20 protein-coding genes and 1 tRNA gene are annotated in these 22260 nt (G+C 73.4%); 8 read left to right on the top strand and 13 right to left on the bottom strand.

Annotation, left to right across the window (positions count from 1 at the left end; translation table 11 throughout):
* Nucleotides 1–15: 15 nt before the first annotated feature.
* From D3A60_RS02100 to dtd, 8 genes are all read right to left on the bottom strand, one after another.
* Nucleotides 16–669 carry a bifunctional 4-hydroxy-2-oxoglutarate aldolase/2-dehydro-3-deoxy-phosphogluconate aldolase gene (locus tag D3A60_RS02100; protein WP_119717046.1) on the bottom strand — a complete coding sequence of 218 codons (654 nt, stop codon included), beginning with the start codon at nucleotides 667–669 and terminating at the stop codon, nucleotides 16–18.
* Nucleotides 666–1661, bottom strand: a complete 996-nt coding sequence (glk, locus tag D3A60_RS02095) for a glucokinase (RefSeq protein ID WP_119717045.1) — start codon at nucleotides 1659–1661, stop codon at nucleotides 666–668. Before glk ends, D3A60_RS02100 begins: the two co-directional genes overlap by 4 nt.
* Complete coding sequence (gene edd / locus D3A60_RS02090; protein WP_119717044.1) at nucleotides 1658–3511, bottom strand: phosphogluconate dehydratase; 1854 nt, start codon at nucleotides 3509–3511, stop codon at nucleotides 1658–1660. Before edd ends, glk begins: the two co-directional genes overlap by 4 nt.
* An 85-nt stretch (nucleotides 3512–3596) precedes the next feature.
* On the bottom strand, nucleotides 3597–4301 hold the full coding sequence (gene pgl, locus D3A60_RS02085; RefSeq protein ID WP_119717043.1) for a 6-phosphogluconolactonase: 705 nt from the start codon (nucleotides 4299–4301) through the stop codon (nucleotides 3597–3599).
* A gap of 69 nt (nucleotides 4302–4370) precedes the next feature.
* The gene (gene zwf, locus D3A60_RS02080) at nucleotides 4371–5837 is read right to left on the bottom strand and encodes a glucose-6-phosphate dehydrogenase (RefSeq protein ID WP_119717042.1); all 1467 of its coding nucleotides are present in this window, start codon (nucleotides 5835–5837) and stop codon (nucleotides 4371–4373) included.
* A gap of 90 nt (nucleotides 5838–5927) precedes the next feature.
* Nucleotides 5928–6003 (bottom strand) — tRNA-Ile (locus D3A60_RS02075).
* A 124-nt stretch (nucleotides 6004–6127) separates the two neighbouring features.
* Nucleotides 6128–7981, bottom strand: coding sequence for an RNA polymerase sigma factor RpoD (gene rpoD, locus D3A60_RS02070; RefSeq protein WP_119717041.1), 1854 nt, complete (start codon nucleotides 7979–7981; stop codon nucleotides 6128–6130).
* Nucleotides 7982–8121: 140 nt separating this feature from the next.
* Nucleotides 8122–8562: a D-aminoacyl-tRNA deacylase gene (gene dtd / locus D3A60_RS02065; RefSeq protein ID WP_119717040.1), complete on the bottom strand. Its 441-nt coding sequence runs from the start codon at nucleotides 8560–8562 to the stop codon at nucleotides 8122–8124.
* Between the two features lie 77 nt (nucleotides 8563–8639).
* Between dtd and D3A60_RS02060 the strand changes: the two genes are divergently transcribed.
* The 3 genes from D3A60_RS02060 (at nucleotide 8640) to D3A60_RS02050 (ending at nucleotide 11721) form a co-directional block, all read left to right on the top strand.
* The gene (locus D3A60_RS02060; RefSeq protein ID WP_119717039.1) at nucleotides 8640–9566 is read left to right on the top strand and encodes a lauroyl acyltransferase; all 927 of its coding nucleotides are present in this window, start codon (nucleotides 8640–8642) and stop codon (nucleotides 9564–9566) included.
* Nucleotides 9567–9650: 84 nt separating this feature from the next.
* Nucleotides 9651–10178 (top strand): PH domain-containing protein, encoded by a 528-nt coding sequence (locus D3A60_RS02055; RefSeq protein WP_119717038.1) that lies wholly within the window; start codon nucleotides 9651–9653, stop codon nucleotides 10176–10178.
* A gap of 82 nt (nucleotides 10179–10260) precedes the next feature.
* Nucleotides 10261–11721, top strand: a complete 1461-nt coding sequence (locus D3A60_RS02050) for a PH domain-containing protein (protein ID WP_231120399.1) — start codon at nucleotides 10261–10263, stop codon at nucleotides 11719–11721.
* A 22-nt stretch (nucleotides 11722–11743) separates the two neighbouring features.
* Here D3A60_RS02050 and D3A60_RS02045 read toward each other — a convergent pair whose 3' ends face one another.
* The gene (locus tag D3A60_RS02045) at nucleotides 11744–12796 is read right to left on the bottom strand and encodes a CDP-glycerol glycerophosphotransferase family protein (RefSeq protein ID WP_196778639.1); all 1053 of its coding nucleotides are present in this window, start codon (nucleotides 12794–12796) and stop codon (nucleotides 11744–11746) included.
* Here D3A60_RS02045 and D3A60_RS02040 point away from each other — a divergent pair.
* The gene (locus D3A60_RS02040; protein ID WP_119717036.1) at nucleotides 12792–13583 is read left to right on the top strand and encodes a glycosyltransferase family 2 protein; all 792 of its coding nucleotides are present in this window, start codon (nucleotides 12792–12794) and stop codon (nucleotides 13581–13583) included. The genes D3A60_RS02045 and D3A60_RS02040 overlap by 5 nt on opposite strands.
* Before the next feature lie 3 nt (nucleotides 13584–13586).
* A complete protein-coding gene (locus D3A60_RS02035; RefSeq protein ID WP_119717035.1) occupies nucleotides 13587–14450 on the top strand; it encodes a glycosyltransferase family 2 protein in 864 nt (287 codons plus the stop codon).
* 12 nt (nucleotides 14451–14462) lie between these two features.
* Here D3A60_RS02035 and D3A60_RS02030 read toward each other — a convergent pair whose 3' ends face one another.
* From D3A60_RS02030 to def, 4 genes are read right to left on the bottom strand one after another with little or no spacing between them, the layout of a single operon-like run.
* Nucleotides 14463–16136: a glycosyltransferase family 39 protein gene (locus D3A60_RS02030; protein ID WP_119717034.1), complete on the bottom strand. Its 1674-nt coding sequence runs from the start codon at nucleotides 16134–16136 to the stop codon at nucleotides 14463–14465.
* Between the two features lie 34 nt (nucleotides 16137–16170).
* Nucleotides 16171–17460 carry a 16S rRNA (cytosine(967)-C(5))-methyltransferase RsmB gene (rsmB, locus tag D3A60_RS02025; RefSeq protein WP_119717033.1) on the bottom strand — a complete coding sequence of 430 codons (1290 nt, stop codon included), beginning with the start codon at nucleotides 17458–17460 and terminating at the stop codon, nucleotides 16171–16173.
* A complete protein-coding gene (gene fmt, locus D3A60_RS02020) occupies nucleotides 17457–18377 on the bottom strand; it encodes a methionyl-tRNA formyltransferase (RefSeq protein WP_119717507.1) in 921 nt (306 codons plus the stop codon). The genes rsmB and fmt overlap by 4 nt, the downstream gene beginning before the upstream one ends.
* A gap of 22 nt (nucleotides 18378–18399) precedes the next feature.
* A complete protein-coding gene (gene def, locus D3A60_RS02015; protein ID WP_119717032.1) occupies nucleotides 18400–18915 on the bottom strand; it encodes a peptide deformylase in 516 nt (171 codons plus the stop codon).
* 155 nt (nucleotides 18916–19070) lie between these two features.
* Between def and D3A60_RS02010 the strand changes: the two genes are divergently transcribed.
* From D3A60_RS02010 to D3A60_RS02000, 3 genes are all read left to right on the top strand, one after another.
* Nucleotides 19071–20234 (top strand): LysM peptidoglycan-binding domain-containing protein, encoded by a 1164-nt coding sequence (locus D3A60_RS02010; protein ID WP_119717506.1) that lies wholly within the window; start codon nucleotides 19071–19073, stop codon nucleotides 20232–20234.
* A gap of 235 nt (nucleotides 20235–20469) precedes the next feature.
* Complete coding sequence (gene dprA, locus D3A60_RS02005) at nucleotides 20470–21645, top strand: DNA-processing protein DprA (protein WP_231120360.1); 1176 nt, start codon at nucleotides 20470–20472, stop codon at nucleotides 21643–21645.
* A gap of 84 nt (nucleotides 21646–21729) precedes the next feature.
* Nucleotides 21730–22218 carry a DUF494 family protein gene (locus tag D3A60_RS02000; RefSeq protein WP_119717030.1) on the top strand — a complete coding sequence of 163 codons (489 nt, stop codon included), beginning with the start codon at nucleotides 21730–21732 and terminating at the stop codon, nucleotides 22216–22218.
* The last annotated feature ends 42 nt before the right edge of the window (nucleotides 22219–22260 follow it).

Raw genomic sequence — 22260 nt, 5'->3', positions numbered from 1 at the left:
GCGGCCGTGCGGTAATCAGCCGCGCAGCGCGGCCGCCTCGCGCGCCAGCGTGGCGATGCGTGGCCAGTCGCGCGACGCGAGCGCGTCGGACGGAACCATCCACGAGCCGCCGACGGTGACGACGTTCGGCTGGACGAAGTAGCCCGGGGCCTTGGCCGCGTCGATGCCGCCGGTCGGGCAGAAGCGCGCCTCGGCGAAGGGGCCGGCGAAGCCCTTCAGCGCGCCGATGCCGCCGGACGACTCGGCCGGGAAGAACTTGAATCGGCGGTGGCCGTGCTCGAGGCCGCGCATCAACTCGCTGGCCGTCGCGATCGCCGGGATCCACGGAATCGTCGCGGCCTGTGCAGCGTCGTACAGCGCCTCGGTGGCGCCGGGCGAGATCGCGAACACGCCGCCGGCATCGGCCACGGCCGCCAGCTCGGCGCCGGTGCGGATCGTGCCGGCGCCGACCACCGCGCCGGGCACCTCGCGCGCGATCCGCGCGATCGCCTCGACCGCCACCGCGGTGCGCAGCGTGACCTCGAGCACCGGCAGGCCGCCGTCGACCAGCGCGCGCGCCAGCGGCACCGCGTCGTCCACGTTCGCGATGCTCAGCACCGGCAGCACCGGCGCCTGCGACAGGATCGCGTCGACGCGCTGCGCGCGCAGCTCGGGGGTCCACTGGCTCATGCGTCGGCTCCGTGCGCGGCGGACTGGCGCAGCGCCATCGCGGCGCCGAGCAGCCCGGGGTTCGGGTGGGTGATGACGTGGATCGCGACCGACTCCAGGTACGCGGCGAAGCGGCCCTTGGCAAGGAAGCGCTCGCGGAACGCGCTGCTGCGCAGGAACGGCACGAACCGCGGCACGATGCCGCCGGCGATCATCAGCGTGCGCGCGCCGTGGATCAGGCAGGCGTCGCCGGCGACGCTGCCGAGCACGGCGCAGAAGCGCGCGAGCGCGCGACGCGCGGCGTGGTCGTGCCCCTCCAGCGCGGCGGCGACCACCGCGGCCGGTTCGCGCAGCGCCGACGCCGGCGCGCCCGGCTGCACGCCGCGCAGCACCGCGTCGATGCTGGCGATGCCGGCGCCGCACAGGACCCGCTCGGTCGAGGTGCGGCCGTGCTGCCGCGTCAGCCAGCGCGCGATCTCCAGCTCCTCGTCGCCGAGCGGCGCGAACGTCACGTGCCCGCCCTCGGTCTCGACGACGTGCCAGTCGTCGTCGCGGCCGCCGACGAGCTGGGCGACGCCGAGCCCGGTGCCCGGGCCCATCACCGTCACCGGCCCGCGCAGCGGCGCGTCGGTCGGCCCGTACAGCGCGACGCAGTCGTCGGCCTGCAGCGCAGGGACGGCGTGCGCGATCGCGCCGAAGTCGTTGAGCACCCGCAGCTGCGCGAGGCCGAGCGTGCGCTGCAGCTCGCGCTGGCTGAACGACCACGCGCGGTTGGTCAGGCGGATCTCGTCGGCGTCGGCGGGGCTGGCCACCGCGATGCCGGCGCGGGTCGGCGTCGCGCCGACCTGCTGCAGGTAGTGCTCGGCCGCGTGCTGCAGGCTGGCGAACTCGGCCGCCACCAGCGACCGCACCTCGAGCAGCCGCGGCCGCGGCGAGGCCAGGTCGGTCAATGCGAAGCGCGCGTTGGTGCCGCCAATGTCGGCGATCAGCGCCAGGTCGAGCCCGGCCGTCATCGCGCGGCACCCCGCGCGGCGTGGGCCGCGTCCTCGTCGCCGAACAGGCTGCACGCGCCCTGCTCCGCGCTGCCGACCTGCGCACGCATCAGCCCGAACAGTTCGCGCCCCATGCCGAAGCGGTTGCCGGCCAGCGCCAGCGTCGCCGGCGTCCGCGCGGCCCACTCGGCGGCGTCGACGCGCGCGTCCATCGTGCCGGCGTCGGCGTCGATGCGGATGACGTCTCCATCGCGCACGCGCGCGATCGGCGCGCCGTCGGCCGCCTCGGGGCTGACGTGGATCGCGGCGAGCACCTTGCCGGACGCGCCGGACATGCGCCCGTCGGTCAGCAGCGCGACCCGCTGGCCACGGTCCTGCATCACCGCCAGCGCCGGGGTCAGCTTGTGCAGCTCGGGCATGCCGTTCGCGCGCGGGCCTTGGCCGCGGATCACCGCGACGAAGTCGCCGGTCAGCGCGCCGGCCTGGAACGCATGCAGCATCGCGTCCTGCGAATCGAACACGCGCGCCGGCGCCTCGATCGTGCGGAACTCGGGCGCGACCGCCGAGATCTTCGCGACCGCGCGGCCGAGGTTCCCCTGCAGCCGTCGCAGCCCGCCCTCGCGGTCGAACGGCGCGGCGGCACCGCGCAGCACGGTGTCGTCGAGCGACGCCGCCGGCGGCTCGCGCCAGCGCAGCGCCAGGTCGTCCATGTGCGGCTCCATCGCCTGCCGGCGCAGGTCGCCGCCGTGCACGCAGGCGATGTCCGGGTGCAGCAGTCCGGCGTCGATCAGCTCGCGGATCGCGAAGCCGAGCCCGCCCGCGGCCTGGAAGTGGTTCACGTCGGCGCCGCCGTTCGGGTAGATGCGCGCCAGCAGCGGGGTCACGCGCGACAGTTCGTCGAGGTCGTCCCAGTCGATCAGCAGCCCGGCCGCGCGCGCGATCGCGACCAGGTGCAGGGCGTGGTTGGTCGACCCGCCGGTCGCGGCCAGGCCGACCATCGCGTTGGCGATGGCCTTCTCGTCGACGGTGCGCGCCAGCGGACGGTAGTCGTCGCCGAGCGCACTGATGCGCAGCGCCTGTTCGGTCGCGGCGACCGTCAGCGCGTCGCGCAGCGGCGTGCCCGGATTGACGAACGCGCTGCCCGGCAGGTGCAGGCCCATGACCTCCATCAGCATCTGGTTGGAGTTCGCGGTGCCGTAGAACGTGCACGTGCCGGGGCCGTGGTAGCTGGCCGCCTCGGCCTCCAGCAGCTCCTCGCGCGTCGCCAGGCCTTCGGCATAGCGCTGGCGCACCGCGGCCTTCTCCTTGTTCGGCAGGCCCGAGGTCATCGGCCCGGCCGGCACGAAGATCACCGGCAGGTGGCCGAAGCTGAGCGCGCCGATCAGCAGCCCCGGCACGATCTTGTCGCACACGCCCAGCAGCAGCGCCGCGTCGAACATGTCGTGCGACAGCGACACCGCGGTGGCCAGGGCGATCGCGTCGCGCGAGAACAGGCTCAGCTCCATGCCGTCGCGGCCCTGGGTCACGCCGTCGCACATCGCCGGCACGCCGCCGGCGACCTGCGCGCTGCCGCCGGCGGCGCGCGCGGCGGCGCGGATCAGCGTCGGGTACTGCTCCATCGGCTGGTGCGCCGACAGCATGTCGTTGTACGCGGTGACGATGCCGATGTTGCCGCCGCGCCCGCCGCGCAGCCCCGGCTTGTCGACGCCGGACGCGGCAAAGCCGTGCGCGAGGTTGCCGCAGCCCAGACGCGCGCGCGCCGGGCCGTCGTGGCGGGCCGCGTCCATGCGCGCGAGGTAGTCGTTGCGCAGCGTGCGGCTGCGCTCGGCAATGCGCGCGGTGACGCGGTCGAGGGTCGGGTGCAGGGCCATCAGCGGGTCTCTTGGGTCATTGCGCTGCGCTGCGCGGCAGCAGCGAGGGTACGCCCGGCGCGCGCGACGGGAGCGTGGGCGCGGCTCACGCGCACCAGTGCACCTGCACGTCGAGGTCGGGCGCCAGCAGGATCGCGGCGATCGGGTACCGCAGCGGATCACCGGCCGCCGATGCCTGCTCGAGCACCGCGCGCTTGCCGTCGCCGGTGATCACCAGGTGCACCGCGCGCGCGGCGAGCAGCGCCGCCGCCGTCAGGCTGATGCGCGGGTACGGGGCCTCGGGCGGCAGCGGGACGGGGTCGACGCGGCACGCGCGCGCGGCGCCGCGCGGGTCGAGCGCGGCGCGCACCTGCGGCGCACCGGGGAACAGCGACGCCGTGTGCGCATCGTTGCCCATGCCGAGCAGTGCCGCGTCGAAGCGCGCCGGGGCACGCGCGAGCAGCGACTGCGCATGCGCTTCCGACGCGCCGGGCTCGCCGTCGACGGTGGTCAGCGACTCGATCCGCACGCCGGCCGCGGCGGCGAACGCCTCGCGCAGACCGCGCAGGTTGCTGGCCTCGTGCTCGTGCGGCACGCAGCGCTCGTCGGTCGGCACCACGGTGACGTCGGCCCAGCGCAGCGGCCGCGCCGCCAGCGCGCGATAGCCCGGGAAAGGCGTGCGTCCGCCGGCCAACGCGAGCCACGCGTGGCCGCGCTCGGCTAGGGCCGCATCGCACGCGGCGGCGAGCGCGTCGGCGACGCCCGTGGCGAGCGCGTCGGCGTCATCGTAGGCACGCAGCGTCCAGCCCATCAGCGGCTCCTGCGGGTCGCGGCGCGCGCGGGGCGCGCCGCCGGGGCGGGCGATTGCATCACCGTCGGCTCACTCTCGCCAGCTGTGGCCGTGGCGCTCGGTCAGCGTCACCGCGCTGCCGGGGCCCCACGTGCCTGCGGGGTGCGGACGCGGTGCCAGGTTGGCGTGCACCCAGCCGTCGCGGATCGCGTCGACCCAGCGCCAGGCGGCCTCGGTCTCGTCGCGGCGCACGAACAGGGTGCCGTTGTTCTCGATCGCGTCGAGGTAGAGGCGCTCGTAGGCAATGCGCCGGCGGTGCGACGCGAACTCCTCGTGCAGGTCGAGGTCGAGCGCGACCTGCGACAGCCGCAGCCCGGCGCGGTCCAGGCCGGGCGTCTTGTTCATCAGCAGCAGCTCGATGCGCTCCTCCGGCTGCAGCCGGATCAGCAACGCGTTGGGCTGCACGCTGGCGCCGCCGCTGGCGAAGATCGAGTGCGGCACCTGGCGGAACTGCAGGTAGATCTCGGTCGCGCGGCGCGCCATGCGCTTGCCGGTGCGCAGGTAGAACGGCACGCCGGACCAGCGCCAGTTGTCGATGTGCGCGCGCAGCGCGACGAAGGTCTCGGTGCGGCTGCCGCGACCGAGCTCGTCGAGGTAGCCCGGCACCGCCGCGCCGCCGATCGCGCCGGCGGTGTACTGCCCCGCGACGGTCTCGCTGGCCACGTCGTCGCGCCCGATCGGGCGCAGCGACTGCAGCACCTTGAGCTTCTCGTTGCGCACCGCGCCCGGGTCGAACTGCGACGGCGGCTCCATCGCGGTCAGGCACAGCAGCTGCAGCAGGTGGTTCTGCAGCATGTCCCGCAGCGCGCCGGAGTGGTCGTAGTAGTCGCCGCGGCCTTCGACGCCGACGGTCTCGGCGACGGTGATCTGCACCTGCTCGATGTGCCGCGCGTTCCACAGCGGCTCGAACAGCGCGTTGCCGAAGCGCAGCGCCAGCAGGTTCTGCACGCCTTCCTTGCCGAGGTAGTGGTCGACGCGGAACACGCGGTCCTCGTCGAACGACGCGGCGACGCCGTCGTTGATCTCGATCGAACTGGCCAGGTCGTGGCCGATCGGCTTCTCCAGCAGCACGCGCGTGCCGGGCCCGGCGACGCCGTTGGCCGCGAGCGCGTCGCAGATCGTCGCGTAGAAGCGCGGCGCAGTGCTGAGGTGGTAGACCACGTCGCCGCCTTCGCGCTCGGCCTGCACGCGGCGGGCGAGCGCGGCCATCGAGTCGCCGTCGTCGACCACCGCCGGCTGGTAGCCGACGCGGGCGAGCAGCGCGTCGAGCGTCGCGGCGTCCTGCTCTGCCTTCGGCACGAACCGCGCGATCGCTTCCGCCACCAGCGCGCGGAACCCGGCGTCGTCGAGCGCGCTGCGCGCGGTGCCGAGGATGCGCATGCGTTCGGGCAGCAGGCCGTCGGCCTGCAGGCCGTACAGCGACGGCAGCAGCATCCGCTGCGACAGATCGCCGGAGGCGCCGAAGATGGTCAGCAGCGAGGCGGCGTGCGAGGTCATGGGCGGGTCCGTGGACGACCGCCCCAATCTACCGCGCCGGCGCCGGGGCGCAGCCGTGCATACGATTACAGCCCCCGTGCCGAGCGGCCGTGGTGGGCCCACCAGGATTCGAACCTGGAACCAAGGGATTATGAGTCCCCTGCTCTAACCGTTGAGCTATAGGCCCGTGCGACGCGGATGATATCGCGGGCGTCGGCGCGGCCGCCCGCGCTCGCGGCGGCAGACAGCGAAAGGCCCGCACGCGGCGGGCCTTGGCTTGCGGGTCGGCGGCGAGGCCGCCGGTACCGCGATCAGTCGATGTCGAGGAAGGAACGCAGCTGTTCGGAGCGGCTCGGGTGGCGCAGCTTGCGCAGCGCCTTGGCTTCGATCTGGCGGATGCGCTCGCGGGTCACGTCGAACTGCTTGCCGACCTCTTCCAGCGTGTGGTCGGTGTTCATGTCGATGCCGAAGCGCATGCGCAGCACCTTGGCCTCACGCGGCGTCAGCCCGGCGAGCACGTCGCGGACGGTCTCGGACAGGTTGATGTTGGTCGTCGCCTCGACCGGGGACTCCACGTTGGTGTCCTCGATGAAGTCGCCCAGATGCGAGTCCTCGTCGTCGCCGATCGGGGTCTCCATGGAGATCGGCTCCTTCGCGATCTTCATGACCTTGCGGATCTTGTCCTCGGGCATGTCCATTTCCTTGGCCAGCTCCTCCGGCGTGGCCTCGCGGCCGTACTGCTGGAGCATCTGGCGGGAAATGCGGTTGAGCTTGTTGATCGTCTCGATCATGTGCACCGGAATGCGGATGGTGCGCGCCTGGTCGGCGATCGAGCGGGTGATCGCCTGGCGGATCCACCAGGTCGCATAGGTCGAGAACTTGTAGCCGCGGCGGTACTCGAACTTGTCGACGGCCTTCATCAGGCCGATGTTGCCTTCCTGGATCAGGTCGAGGAACTGCAGGCCGCGGTTGGTGTACTTCTTGGCGATCGAGATGACCAGGCGCAGGTTGGCCTCGACCATTTCCTTCTTGGCCTTTCGGGCACGCGCCTCGCCGTAGGCCATCTGCCGGCTGATGTCCTTCAGGTCGGCCAGGGTCACGCCGAGCTTGTGCTCCAGCGCGATCGTCGCCTGCTGCTCGTCGATGATCTGCTCGCGCACGTCGCGCAGGCCCGACGACCACTTCTGCTTGCGCTTGAGCAGTTCGTCGACCCACTCGAGGTTGGTCTGGTTGCCTTCCCACGCGCGGATGAAGTCCTTGCGCGGCATCTTCGCAACGCGCGTGGACAGGTCGAGGATGCGGCGCTCGTGCTCCTTGATCGCGTTGACCGACTCGCGCAGGTTCTTGACCAGGTTGTCGGTCAGGTTCAGCGGGAGCTTCAGCGAGACGAAGACCTCGGCCATCTCCTCGCGCAGCTTCAGCACCGACTTGTGCGACGGGCCGTGCTTGGCGTGGGCCTTCTCGAACTTGGCGTAGGCGTCGGCGATCGCGCCCATGCGGCTGGCGACCTCGGCCGGGTCTGGACCGGTCGGGCCCTCGTCCGCGGTGTCCTCGGCGGCCTCGACTTCTTCTTCCTCGTCCTCGACTTCGTCAGTGGCCTCGACCACCACGACCGGCACCGGCTCGGGCTCGGGCTCGGCGTCGTTGAAGCCGACCACGATCTCGGCCAGGCGCTTCTTGCCGCCCTTGTGCAGCTCGTAGTCCTCCAGCAGCACCTGGATCGTGCCCGGGAACGACGCGAGCGAGGCCTGGACCTGGTTCAGGCCCTCCTCGATACGCTTGGCGATGGCGATCTCGCCCTCGCGGGTCAGCAGCTCGACCGTGCCCATCTCGCGCATGTACATGCGCACCGGGTCGGTGGTGCGGCCGCCCTCGCCGTCGAGCGCGGTCAGCGCGGCGGCGGCTTCCTCGGCGGCGGTGTCGTCGACCTCGCGGCCGCCGGCGCTTTCGCCGGCGAGCAGCAGGGTCTCGGCATCCGGCGCAACTTCATGCACCTGGATGCCCATGCCGTTGATCATGCCGATGATGTCTTCGATCTGCTCGGCATCGACCATGTCGTCGGGCAGGTGGTCGTTGACCTCGGCATAGGTCAGGTAGCCCTGCTCCAGGCCCTTGCTGATGAGCTGCTTGATGTCGGAGGCGGGGGGCTGACGTTCGTTGGCCATGTACTCGGCACCGCGGGTTGAAGCTGGGGAACCCTGCATTATACCAGCCGGCGCGCTGGCGGCCGGCGGCAGGGGCGAATTTCTCCCGCGCTGGCGGGGCGAGGGCCGGCCGACCGGCCTCCCGCGCCCTCCGGTCCGTGTCAGGCCCGCAGCAGGAACGTCACCGGGCCGTCGTTGACCAGGCTGACGACCATATGGGCACCGAAGCGCCCGGTTTCCACCCCGCCGGCGTGGCCCGCCCGGCAGGCCGCGACCAGCCGGTTGAACACGGGTTCAGCCAGTTCCGGCGCGGCCGCGCTGCTGAAGCCCGGCCGCATGCCGCTGCGGGTGTCGGCGGCGAGGGTGAACTGGCTGACCAGCAGCAGCCCGCCGCCGGTCTGGCCGAGGCACAGGTTCATGCGGCCCGCGCCGTCGTCGAACACGCGGTAGCCCAGCAGCCGCTCGGCCATGCGCGCGACCTGGGCGCCGCCGTCGCCGGGCTCGACCCCGACCAGGGCGAGCAGCCCGGGGCCGATGCGGCCGACGACCGCACCGTCGACGCGGACGCTGGCTTCGGTCACGCGCTGGATCAGGGCGAGCATCGGCACCTCCGCGACGGGTCGAGGCGCGCATCGTACGGCGCGCCGGGGCGACGCGAGGCCCCCGCTACACTCCGGCCATGACCGACCTGATCGCCCGCGCGCTGCACGCGCTCGTCGCCGCCTTCGCGCGCCTGCCGTGGCGCTGGCTGATGGCCGCCGGGGACGCGCTGGCCGCGCTGTGGCTGCGCCGCGACGTGCGCGAGAGCCGGGTCGCGCGGATCAACCTGCGGCTGGCGTACCCGGGGCTGCATCCGGCCGAGCGCGACGACCTGCACCGCGCGATCCTGCGCACGACCGCGCGCCAGCTGGTCGAGACGCTGCGGCTGTGGTCGCGGCCGCGCGCCGAGAACCTGGCGCTGCTGCGCGAGACCCACGGCGTCGAACGGTTCGACGCGGCGATCGCCGCCGGCCGCGGCGTCATCGTCGCCGCCCCGCACCACGGCAACTGGGAGCTGCTGAACCAGTGGCTCGCCGACCACACGCGGCTGGCGATCCTGTACCGGCCGCCGGAGTCGGCGATCGGCGAGGCCTTCCTCAACCGCGTGCGCGCCAGCCACGGCGATCCCGACCGCGTGACCCAAGTGCGCGCCGAGGGCCCGGCGGTGCGCCAGCTTTTCAAGCTGCTGCGCGACGGCGGCGTCGTCGGCATCCTGCCCGACCAGCAGCCCAAGGCCGGCGACGGCGAGTTCGCGCCGTTCTTCGGCGTTCCAGCGTTGACGATGACGCTGGTCGGTCGCCTCGCCGAACGCACCGGCGCCGCGGTGCTGTTCGCCTGGTGCGAACGCATCGGCAGCGACGACGGCAAGCCGGCGTTCGCGCTGCACATCGACGAGGCGCCGGCGGCGATCGCCGACCCGGACCCGGCGATCGCCGTCGCCGCGCTCAACGCCGAAGTCGAACGCATCGCGCGCCGCGACCCCGCCCAATACCAGTGGACCTACAAACGCTATACGCTGCGGCCGCCGGGTTCCGGGGAAGAGAACCCGTACTACGAACCGCGCTGACCGGAGCGCGGGCACCGGGGGACAACGGAATGCCGCACCTGCACGCCTCACGACGCCAACGCCAGCCCAGCGGGAGCCCGGCGAATGAATGAGCATCCGACCGACGCGATCGTCGTCGGCCTCGACGCGCTTCCGACTGACCCGGTCCCGACCGGCTGGCAGCCGCTGCCGGCCCGCGCGATGGTGCTGGCGGTGCTTGGCGGCGCGCTGCCGCTGGCGATGCCGGCCGCCGTCGCCGGCGCGGTGCTCGCGCGCGTGTCGGACCTGCTGACGCCGTGGCTCGGCGCCGCGCTGCTGGCGCTGGCCGCGGCGCTTTTCGGCGCGTGGCTCGGGGCCAAGCAGCACCGGAGCACCGCGTGGCGGCTCGACGGCGAGGGCCTCGCGGTGCGACGCGGCCGCTTCTGGCAGCGCGAGACGCGCGTTCCAATCACCCGCGTCCAGCACCTGGACCTCAAGCGCGGCCCGCTGCAGCGCCGGCGCCACCTCGCCACGCTGGTGGTGCACACCGCCGGCACCCGCCACAGCGCGGTGACGGTCCCCAACCTCGACGCCGACGACGCCGAGCACCTGCGCGACCGGCTCGGCCAGCAGATCGACCGCGATGACGATTGAGGTCGGCCCCACGCTGCCGCCGCCGCTGCCGCCCCACCCCGGCGACGCGGCGCCGTCGGACGCCGATCGCCGGCTGCACCCGATGTCGTGGCTGTTCGTGCTGCTCGCGCAGCTGAAGCAGTTCATCGTGCCGCTGGTCGCGCTGGTCGTGTTCGGCCAGCGCGGCGACCGCAACGAGCTGTGGACGCTGATCCCGGTCGGCGCGCTGGTGCTGCTGGCGGTGTGGCAGTTCCTGACCTACCGCTACCGCATCGACGGCGACCGCCTGGTCGTGCGCAGCGGCCTGCTCGAACGCAGCCTGCGGGTGATCCCGTTCGCGCGGATCCACAACGTCGCCGTGCAGCAGTCGCTGCTGCACCGCGTGTTCGGCGTCGCCGAGGTCCGGCTGGAGTCGGCCGGCGGCACCCGGCCGGAAGCGGAGATGCGCGTGCTGCGGCTCGACGACGCGCTCGCGCTCGAGGCGCTGGTGCGCCGCCGCGGCGCCGCGACGGCCGCGGCGGGCCCGGCGGCCGGCGCGGCGGTTGATGGAGAGGGCGACGCGCAGACGCTGCTGCACCTGCCGCTGGGCGAAGTGCTGCGCCTGGGCGTGGTGTCGAACCGCGGCATGCTGGTGGTCGGCGCCGCGTTCGCAGCGGTTTCGCAGTTCAGCCCGAAGCTGCTGACGACGCTGATGCAGAGCGTCGGCAAGGGCGTGTTCGGCTACGCCGGCAGCCACCTGTCCGGCCCGGTGGACTACGCACTGGGCGCGATCGTGTTCGTCGCCGCGTGCGTGCTGGTACTGCGGCTGTTCTCGATCGCGATCGCGCTGCTGCAATACCACGGGTTCCGCCTCAGCGAGCACGGACGCCGGCTCACGGTCGAGCGCGGCCTGCTCGCGCGCTGGCGCACCAGCGCGTCGCGCCGGCGCATCCAGGCGTGGACGCTGCGCGAGGGCGTGCTGCACCGCTGGCTGAAGCGACGCAGCCTCGAGGTCGACATCGCGGTCGCGGTGGAGACCCAGCATTCGCAGCGCGCGCTGCGCGAACTGGCGCCGATCGCCACGCCCGATGCCTGCGACGCGCTCGTCGCCCACCTGCTGCCGCGCGCCCGGTTCGATGCGCTGGACTGGCAGCCGCTGCCGCGCGGCAGCTGGCTGCGGCTGTTCTGGCCGGGCGCGCTGGTCACGCTGGCGGTGACCGCGGTCGCGAGCGCGCGTTTCGGCCCTTGGGGCCTGCTGGTGCTGGCGTGGCTGCCATGGGCGGCCTTGGCCGCGGTCCGCAACGCGCGGCGCGCCGGCTATGCGGTCGACGGCACGCTGGTCGCGGTGCGCGAGGGCTGGTGGTCGCGGCGCTGGCGCTTCGCCGAGATCGACAAGCTGCAGGCGCTGCACCTGAGCCGCTCGCCGATCGACCGCCGCTGCGGCACCGCGTCGCTGTGGCTGGACACCGCCGGCGCCGGCCCGATGGCGCCGCCGCTGCGGCTGCGCTTCATCCCCGAAGCGGACGCGATCGCGCTGCAGGACCGGCTTTCCGCCGTGCTCGCGACCCGTCCGCTGCGCTGGTAGGCCTACCCGCGCGGCCGTCGCGTCACGGCCACCAGTAGTTCATCGCCGCACGGATCTGCAGCGCGCGCAGCCGCGCGGCCAGCGGCTTCCTGCCGAGGCGGCCGAGGCGCCCGGCGATCACCGCCTCGGTCGCCGCGAGCACCCGGTTGGACGAATAGCCGTCGCGGTACGGATGGATCTCGTCGGCGTACGCGGCGATGTGCGCGCGCAGCGCGTCGTCGGGCGCGAACGCGCGCTCCAGCATCGCCGGCAGCCGCGCGGGGTCGTCGAAGTCGAGCATGTGCGGCTTCGGCGCGCGGTTGCGGAACGTCACCACCGGCTTGCGCTGGACCACGAACTCCGAGACGACCGAGGTCGTGTCGGCGACCAGCACGTCGGCGGCGCGCTCGGCCGCGACCAGCTGTTCGCTCTCGACCCACGCGGCGTTGTCGCCGGCCAGCGCGCGGTAGCGCTCGACCAGCGCCGGCGCGGTCTTCGGGTGCAGGGTCAGCAGCCAGTAGCGGTCGCCGCGCGCGATCTCGGCGGCGATCGCATCGAACAGGTGCGGCGCGGCGCTCAGGCGCTCGGTGAACGTCGACGCGAACAGCACCACGGGCCGGTCGTTCGCCGGCGCGCGCAGCGCGGCGGACGCGCCCCGGTCGTCGTGGAACAGCGGGTCGAGCTTCGGCCAGCCGGTCTCGACCACGGCGAAGTGCCGGTGCCGCGCGGCCAGCGCCTTGAACGGCGCGGTCGTCGCCGGGCCCTGCGTGCAGTAGAGGCCGAACAGGCCGCGCACGCGGAAGTGACCGCGCGCGTCGTCGCGCTTCTCGACGTTGAAGCCGTGGAACAGCTGCACCTTGGCGCCGCTGATGAACGGCGGCACCCAGTTGGCGGCGCTGAACACCGCGCGCGGGCGAAGCCGGGCGGCCTCGCGCACGGTGACCATGCGCACCGGCTCGGCCAGGCGCGCGCCGGCGGCGCCGTCGACGAACAGCGCGCACACGGGCAGGCCCTTGGCTTGCAGCGCGTCGGCCAGCGGCTGCAGGATGGGCAGCGCGTAGCGCTCGGTCGCGAACAACAGGTACTCCGCCATCAGCCTTTCCTCGCCATCCCCGCAGCGGGTCCCGCTGTCGGCGGTCATTATCGCGTTCAACGAGGCCGACCGCATCGGCGACTGCCTCGCGTCGCTCGCGTTCTGCGACGAGGTCGTCGTGGTCGATTCGTTCTCGACCGACGACACCGTCGCGATCGCCGCGCAGCGCGGCGCGCGCGTGCTGCAGCGGGCGTTCGACGGCTTCCGCAGCCAGAAGCAGTTCGCGATCGAGCAGGCGGCGCACGACTGGGTGCTGTGCCTGGACGCCGACGAGCGCGTCTCCCCGCCGCTGCGCGAGGCGATCGAGGCCGAGCGCGCGCGCGGCTTCGACGGCGCGGCCGCCTACCGCTTCGCCCGGCTCAGCGAGTACTTCGGCAAGTTCCTCCGCCACGGCAACGCGTATCCGGACCGCGTGCTGCGGCTGTTCGACCGCCGCCGCGGCGGCTGGCGCGGCACCCGCGAGGTGCACGAGGCGGCCAGCGTCGACGGCGCCGTGCGCACGCTGCGCGGCGACCTCGTCCACCATCCGTACCGCTCGCTGGACCAGCAGCTGGCCAAGACCCAGCGCTACGCGCGGATGATGGCCGAGCACGACTTCGCCCGCGGCAAGCGCGCGACGCTGGCCAAGCTGGTGCTGGCGCCGGCGTGGCGGTTCTGGCGCGGCTACGTGCTGCGCGCCGGCTTCCTCGACGGCTGGCACGGGCTGGTCTATGCGTACGTGCGTGCCAACTACGTGCGGCAGAAGACGATCATGCTGTGGATGCTGCGCAACGGGCAGCGCGTGGACTGAGCGATGCAGAGCGAACGACCGGCCCGCGCGAGCGTGGTCATCACCACCTACAACTGGCCGCAGGCGCTCGAGCGCGCGCTGCAGGCGCTGGCCCGGCAGACCGTGCCGCCGCACGAGGTGGTCGTCGCCGACGACGGTTCGCGCGACGACACCCGCGCGCTGATCGAGCGGCTCGCGCGCGACTACCCGGTGCCGCTGCGCCACAGCTGGGTCGAGGACCGCGGCTTTCGCGTCGCGCTCGCGCGCAACCGCGCGATCGCGGCGACGACGGGCGACTACGTGCTGCTGCTCGACGGCGACATGGTCGCGCACCCGCGCTTCGTCGAGGACCACCTGCGCGCGGCCGAACGCGGCAGCTTCGTGCAGGGCATGCGCGTGCTCACCGACGCGGTCGGCCGCGACCGCCTGCTGTCCGGTGAGACCGACCGCCTGCGCTTCTTCGACCGCGGCCTGACCCGGCGCCGCCACACGCTGCGGGTGCCGCCGCTGGCCGCGCTGTCGCTGCGCGCGTCGGCCGGCCGGAGCGGCAGCGCGATCAAGACCTGCAACCAGGGCTGGTGGCGCGACGACCTGGTCGCGATCAACGGCTTCGACGAGCGCTACGAGGGCTGGGGCCGCGAGGACAAGGACCTCGCCCAGCGCGCGTTCCACGCCGGGCTGCAGCGGCGCTCGCTGCGCTTCGCCGGGCTGGCCACGCACCTGTACCACCCGGAGCGCCACGAGGAGGGCGCCAGCCCGAACGACGCGCTGCTGGCCGACACCCGCGCGACCCGGCGCATTCGCGCCGAACGCGGGCTCGACCGGCACCTGCAGGAATTCGCGGCGCGGCCGCTGCCGGACCTGCGCGTAGCCGCGCGCGACGCCTGACGCCGCGCGGCGCTACGGCGCGCAGCCGCGCGCAGCGTCGCCCGGCACCAGCGTCCAGCCGCGCCGGTTGGCGCTGCCCAGGTGCACGGTGCGCGACGCGTCGACGCAGTCGGCCAGCGCGACGTCCTGCACCAGCAGCCAGCGCGTCGCCGGCGCCTCGCGCTGCCACGCCAGCCCGCGGCGCATCTGCTCGGCGAAGTCCAGCTTGAAGCCGAACGTCGTCGCCGGGCGCACGGCCATCAGCAGGTTCTGTTCGCGCCACGCGACCAGCGCGAGCTGCCCGTCGGCGCCGATGCGCCGGTCGACCTCGCGCATCAGGCCGCGGGCGGACGACGAGTCATTGAGCAGCGGCGCGAGCATCACGCCGAAGCCGACCCACAGCGCGACCAGTCCGGCCACCAGCGCCCCGAACGCGCGGCGCTGCCCGGCCCACAGCGCCGCGGCGAGGCCGAACGCGCCGATCGCGGCGAGCGTGGCCGCGAGCGCGGGCAGTTCGCGGCCCAGGCCGCGGTCGTCGACGAGCCGGCGCTCGAAGCCGGGCTCGCCGAACCACATCGCCAGCCCCGCCAGCAGCAGCAGCGCCGGCAGCGCCACCGTGAAGCCGAGGGCCGCGCGCCGCACCGCGAGCTTGCGCATCAGCCCCGGCAGCAGCGGCGCCAGCGCCAGCGCCACCATCGGCAGCGCCGGCAGGATGTACATGTCGCGCTTGCCGGCCGGGATGCTGAAGAACACGATCACCAGCGCCCACCACGCCAGCGGCAGCAGGTAGCGCGGGTCGCGCCGGCGCAGGCGGCGCCACCACGCCGGCAGCGCCCACGGCAGCGCGAGCGCGGTCGGCAGCCACATCAGCGCCATCACTTCGAGGAAGTACCACGGCGGCTGGCCGTGGTCCCACGACGCGCCGTAACGCTTGGCGGTCTGCCGAAGCAGGATGTCGTTGACGTACGCGCGGTACTCGGCCGAGCCGTTGCCGAACGCGGCGAGCAGCATCGGCACCAGCCACACGCATGCGGCCAGCGCGAACGCGAGCGGACCCAGCCAGAACCGCGGGTCCCTGACGTGCACGCGCACGTCCCAGCCGCGCAGCGACGCGATCCCGGCCGGCACCAGCATCAGCAGCGCGATCGCGCCGACGCCCTTGGTAATCGTGCCCAGCCCGGCGGCGGCCCAGCCGAGCATCCACATCGTCCAGTCCGGCCCGCGCTGGCGCGCGACCTGCAGCACGTGGCGCAGCAGGCCGTAGTTGGCCAGCGTGATCCAGAACACCACAACCGGATCGATCTGCGCCTTCTTCGCCTGCCACGTGAACTGCAGCGCCAGCAGCAGCGCCCAGCCGGCGTACAGGCCGACGCGGCGGTTCCACAGTCGGCGGCCGAGGTCGACCACCAGCCACAGCGTGCCGAGCGACGCGAGCAGCGACGGCAGCAGGAACGCCACGCGCCACTCGCGCACGAATGTGTACGCCGCCGCCTGCAGCCACATGAACAGCGGCGGCTTGTCCGAGTACAGCTCGATGCCGCGGTGCGGGAACAGCCAGTCGCCGCTCTCGACCATCTGCCGGGCGACGAGCGCGAAGCGCGGCTCGTCGGCCGGCCACGGATCGCGCAGGCCAAGGCCGGCGCCGAGCATCAGCGCGGCGACGATCCAGAACAGCCACGTGTCGCGGGCGATCGAGGTCTTCGGCATCCGCGAATGATACGGAGCCCCGCGCTGGGACGCGTCAGCGCCTGCGCAGCCGCGCGTAGTAGAAGCCGTCGTGCCCGTGCTCGCCCGGCGGCCGCTGGCGGCCGGCGCCGCTGGCGCGTCCATAGCGCGCGTCGAGCGGCTCGGCGATGGCGTCGGGCGTGCGCGCTAGGAACGCGTTGACCTGCCCTGCGTTCTCGGCGGCCAGGATCGAACAGGTCGCGTACAGCAGCACGCCGCCCGGCGCGAGCGTGCTCCACAGCGCATCGAGCAGCCGCGCCTGCAGCGCGACCAGCGCATCGAGGTCGGACGCGCGCCGGTGCAGCAGCACGTCCGGCTGGCGGCGCACGATGCCGGTCGCCGAGCACGGCGCGTCGAGCAGCACCGCGTCGAACGGCACGTCGTCCCACCACGCGGCCACGTCGGTGGCGTCGGCCGCGACCAGCCGCGCCGACTTGCCGATGCGCAGCCGCTCCAGCGTCATGCGCACCTGCGCGAGGCGGCCGGCATCGACGTCGAGCGCGGTCAGCCGCAGCGACGCGTCGCGCTCGAGCAGGTGCGCGGTCTTGCCGCCCGGCGCGGCGCAGGCGTCGAGCACACGCGCACCCGGCGGCGGCGCGAGCGCATCGGCGACGCGCTGAGCGGCGGCGTCCTGCACCGACACCGCGCCGTCGGCGAAGCCCGGCAGCGTCGCCACCGGCACTGCGTGCGCCAGTTCGATCGCATCGGGGAGCGAATCGTCGATGCGCGGCTCGAAGCCGGCCTCACGCAGCTGCGCCGCGTAGGCGTCGCGCGTGAGGCGGCGACGGTTCACGCGCAGCCACAGCGGCGGCGCCTGCGCGCTGGCGTCGAGCACGGCGGCGGCATCGTCCGGCCAGTCGCGCGCGATCGCGTCGCGCAGCCAGCGCGGCCAGTGCGCGTGCGGATCGCCGGCCGGCAGTCCCTCGCGCTGCGCGCGGCGCAGGATCGCGTTGACCATGCCCGCCTGGTGCGGCCGACCGAGGCCGCGCGCGGCCTCGACCGTCGCGGCCACCGCGGCGTGCGGCGGCAGGCCGAGCGGATCGAGCTGGGCGAGCCCGGCGAGCAGCAGTGCGCGCAGCTCCCCGTCGCGCGCCGGCAACGGGCGCGCGACCCACGCGGCGAGCGCGGACTCGAAGCGCGCCGGCTGGCGCAGCACGGCGTAGCAGATGGCCTCGACCAGCGCGCGGTCGCGCGGGTCGGGCACCGTCGGCAAGACGGCGGCAAGCTCGCCCTTCAGCGAGCGGCCGCGGTGCAGCACCGCATCGAGCACGCGCGCCGCCGCGACGCGCGACGCGCCGCCGCTCATCCGCCCCTCAGGTCGGGCCGGCCGTTGAGGTAGTCGGCGGCGGTGATCGCCTTGCCGCCATCGCGCTGCAGCACGCGGATCCGCAGCGCGCCGTCGCCGCAGGCGACGTCGAGGCCGTCGCGGCCGGCGCGCAGCAGCGTGCCGGGCACGGCGTCGTGCGCCTCGTCGAGCGCGACCGCGCCGTGCACGCGCAGGCGCTCGCCGGCGACGACGGCCTCGGCCATTGGCCACGGGTTGAACGCACGCACCTTGTTGGCGAGCGTGCGCGCAGGCAGCGACCAGTCGAGCCGCGCCTCGGCCTTGTCGAGCTTGTGCGCGTAGGTGACGCCGTCTTCCGGCTGCGGCTGTGGCACGGGGTGGATGCCGGCGCGCAGCAGGCCGAGGCCGTCGCGCAGCACCTGCGCGCCGAGCTCGGCCAGGCGGTCGTGCAGCTGGCCACCGGTGTCGTGCTCGCCAATCGGCAGCGACTGCGACAGCAGCACCGGGCCGGTGTCGAGTCCCTTCTCCATTTGCATCAGGCACACGCCGGAGGCGCGGTCGCCGGCCTCGATCGCGCGCTGGATCGGCGCCGCGCCGCGCCAGCGCGGCAGCAGCGAGGCGTGCACGTTCCAGCAGCCATGGGTCGGGATGTCGAGCACCGACTGCGGCAGGATCAGGCCGTACGCGACCACCACCATCAGGTCCGGCTGCAGCGCGCGCAGCGCGTCCTTCGACACGACCGACCTGAAGTTCTCCGGCTGCAGCACCTCGATGCCGCGCTGCAGCGCTTCGCGCTTGACCGGCGACATCGCCACGCCGCGGCCGCGGCCGGCGGGCCGGTCGGGCTGGGTGTAGACGGCGACGACTTCATTGCGCTCGGCGGCCGCGCGCAGGCACGGCACGGCGAACTCCGGCGTGCCGGCGAAAACGATCCGCAGGGTCATCGGTGCGGCGGCAGGATCAGGCGGCGGCCTGGCGGCGCTGCTTGGCGAGCTTCTTGCGCACCATCTCGCGCTTCAGCGGCGACAGGTAGTCGACGAACAGCTTGCCGGCGAGGTGGTCCATCTCGTGCTGGATGCACACCGCGAGCAGGCCGTCGGCGTCGAGCGTGAACGGCTGGCCGTCGCGACCGATCGCCTCGACGGTGATGCGGTCGGCGCGGGTCACGTCGGCGAAGATCGTCGGCACCGACAGGCAGCCTTCCTGGCACACCTGCTCGCCTTCGCGCGCGGTGATCTCCGGGTTGATGAACACCAGCGGCCGGCTTTTGTCGTCCGAGACGTCGATGACCATGAAGCGCTGGTGCACGTCGACCTGGCTCGCGGCCAGGCCGATGCCCGGCGCGTCGTACATGGTCTCGAACATGTCGTCGAGCAGCTGCTGGAACGCAGGCTCGGTGACGCGCGCTGGATCGACCTTCGCGGCGACGGTGCGCAGGCGCGGATCGGGGAATTCGAGGATCGGAAGCAGGGCCATGGCGTCGAAATGGGGGCGTCGGTCACATCCGCAACCGGTCGTTGGATTGTAACCCCGGCAACGGGCCGGAGCGCTTGTAACCGCGCGGTCCTTCTGGGCTATAGTGCCCGCGCCTGTGGGGAAAACTGGCAAGGGGAATCAGGTACATGGCCACCATGCTTAAACCAATCCGCACGGTCGTGACCGCTGCGCTGCTGACCGTCGCGACCTTCTCGGTTGCCCAGGAAATGGCCGCCGGCCACCCGGACACCTACGTGGTCAAGCGCGGCGACACGCTGTGGGACATCGCCGGCAAGTTCCTCAAGCGCCCGTGGCTGTGGCCGGAGATCTGGCAGGCCAACCCGCAGATCCGCAACCCACACCTGATCTATCCGGGCGACGTGATCTCGCTGGCCTACCTCGACCGCGTGGCGGTGCAGGAAGGCCCGCGCGACGAGGCGCCGATCAACACGATCCCGCTGTCGGACATCGAAGCGTTCCTGAAGAACCTGCGCGTGGTCGACGAGTTCGAGCAGCTGCCGTACGTGGTCGCGCTCGAGGAAGACCGCCTGCGCAGCGCCAGCGGCCAGGTCGCGTACGTCAAGGGCCTCGACGGCGCGGCCGCCGGCCAGCGCTATGCGATCGTCCGCCCGCAGGTCACCTACCACCGCCTGAACCCCGCCCGCTGCTGCGACGTGTCCGGCCAGCGCCAGGACGACCTCGACTTCCGCGGCCGCCCGATCCGCGGCCTCGAGCAGATGTGGAGCCACCTCCTGCCGGCCGGCAAGGGCGAGTTCCTCGGCCACGAGCTGATGCAGCTGACCACGGCGACCGTCAGCAAGGCCCTGGGCGACCAGGACCAGGCCCAGGGCGTCGACGTCACCACGCTGCTGGTCGACAACGAGGGCCGCGAGGTCCGCGTCGGCGACCGCCTGATCCCGGTCGAGCCGCAGCCCTACGACCTGCAGTTCATGCCGCACCCGCCGGCGCGCGAGTTCGCCTACGGCCACGCCAAGATCCTCGCGGTGGCCGACATGCTGACCACCGGCGGCCCGCGCGACGTGATCGCGCTGTCGGTCGGCGCCGCGGACGGCGTCGACAACGGCACCGTGTTCTCGACCTGGCGCGTCGGCAGCACCGAGGTCGACCGGGTGCAGACCGGCTTCGACCGCAGCCCGGACACGGTGTCGCGCGGCGGCAAGGCGCGCCTGCCGGACGAGTACGCCGGCCACGCGATGGTGTTCCGCACGTTCGACAAGGTCAGCTATGCGCTGGTGATGAATTCGATCCGCCCCAGCCGCGTCGGCTACGAGCTCAAGCACCCCGACGCGAAGCGCTGACCGCGGGGTTTTCCGACCCGACCGCACGACGGCGCCCGAGGGCGCCGTCGCTGTTTGTGGGCGACGCTGGGGCATGCCCAACGAGCCCCCGCCCGCGCCGATGTACGCACCCCCGTCCGCCGATGCGTTCGCGCTCGACGCGGCAGGCATCCCGGCAGGTGCTCGATCGCCCCCAGACCAGGGCCCAAACGTGCCGCGCCGTCCCGCCCCGGCATCCGGCAGCGGGGCGCCATGCGTGAGCGAGACGCGCGCGCTGCTGCGCTGGCTGGCGGTCGGCGGGGCCGTGGCCCCGCGCCGGACCGTGCTCGACCGCTGGGGCTCCGCGGCGGCGGCGCTCGACGCCGGACCGACGGCTTGGCGAGCAGCCGGGCTCGACGCGCGGCAGATCGAGGCACTGGGCGGGCCGACGACGCCCGCCGAGCGGCATGCGCACGCGTGGCTGGGCCAGCCCGGCCACGCCCTGCTGCCGTCGTGGGATGCCGACTACCCGCCGTCGCTCCGTGGTGCGCCGCAGCCGCCGCTGGCGCTGTTCGTCGCCGGCGACCCGACGCTGCTGTGGCGGCCGGCCGTCGCCGTGGTCGGCACCCGGACGCCGACGCCTGTCGGTCGCGAGAACGCGCGCGATTTCGCCACGGCGTTCTCGCGGGCCGGACTCGTCGTCGCCAGCGGCTTGGCCGCCGGCATCGACACCGTGGCCCACCACGCCGCGCTCGCGTTGGACGCACCCACCGTGGCGGTGCTCGGCACCGGCCCGGACGTCGCCTACCCGCGCGGTAACGCGGCGCTGCTCGCGCGGATCGCCGCCGACGGCGCGGTCGTCAGCGAGCACCTCCCCGGCACGACCGCCCGGCGCGAGCATTTCCCCAGCCGCAACCGCATCCTCGCCGCGCTGGCCTTGGGCACCGTGGTGATCGAGGCCGCGCACCGCTCGGGCGCGCTGATCACCGCCCGCCTGGCGGCCGAGTCGGGCCGCGAGGTGTTCGCGCTGCCCGGCTCGATCCACAACCCGATGGCGCGCGGCTGCCACCGGTTGATCCGCGACGGCGCCTCGCTGGCCGAATCGACGGCCGACGTGCTCGACGTCCTGGGTCCGCTGGCGGCCGTTCAGGCGGCGGGATTGCGGCGCGAGCTCGGCGCCCCCAATTCGGCCGATATCGCCGAGACCTTCTCCGCCGCAGGTGAGGTCGCTCTCGGCACCACGCGGTCCCCGGAGAGCGATTCCACCGCACCGCCGTCACGGAGCGGGGACTACAACCGGTTGTGGCAGGCCCTGGGTTTCGACCCCACGGCTATGGATCAGCTGGTCGAGCGCACTGGATTGACGCCCGCCAACCTGTCCTCCATGCTGCTGGCCATGGAGCTTGATGGCCGTGTCGCGGTGAAGCACGGCCGGTATTTCCGCATTGGCTGAAACACCCGGGGTTTTCCTGCTTTTTGGCTGCGGTTTGTCTGCAAGTTCCGCCCACCGCGCCGCGTGCGGCGCAGGCCGAGGGAAATGAAAGAGAGCATCCTGGACGTCCTGCTGTACCTGTTCGAGCACTACTTCACCGACAACGCGGACCTGGTCCGCGACAGCGAGTCGCTCCACGGCACCGCCCTGTTCGACGAACTCGGCCGGGCCGGTTTCAGCCCAGCCGAAATCAACAAGGCGATCGAGTGGCTCGACGCCCTCGCCCGCCAGCGCCCCGCGGCGAGCCCTGCCCGCGTCGGCGGCCCGACCCGCGTCTACTTTGGCCCCGAACTCGACAAGCTCGACGTCGAGTGCCGCGGCTTCCTGCTGTTCCTCGAGCAGCACGGCGTGCTCGACGCCGACCAGCGCGAGCTGGTGCTCGACCGTGCGATGGCGCTGGACCACGAGCCGCTCGACCTCGACGACCTGAAGTGGGTCGTGCTGATGGTGCTGTTCAACCAGCCCGGCTCCGAAGCCGCGTATGCGTGGATGGAAACGCAGATGTTCGAGGACGAGCCCGAGCCGGTACATTAGGCCGGACGGGCCGCGCGGGCCGTGACCTGGGGAGGTCGCGGC

It is taken from the genome of Cognatilysobacter tabacisoli, assembly GCF_003586305.1.
Classification (GTDB): Bacteria; Pseudomonadota; Gammaproteobacteria; order Xanthomonadales; family Xanthomonadaceae; genus Cognatilysobacter_A; species Cognatilysobacter_A tabacisoli.
The sequence above is the reverse complement of the archived record's forward strand: the minus strand, read 5'-3'. Positions and strand labels throughout refer to the sequence as shown.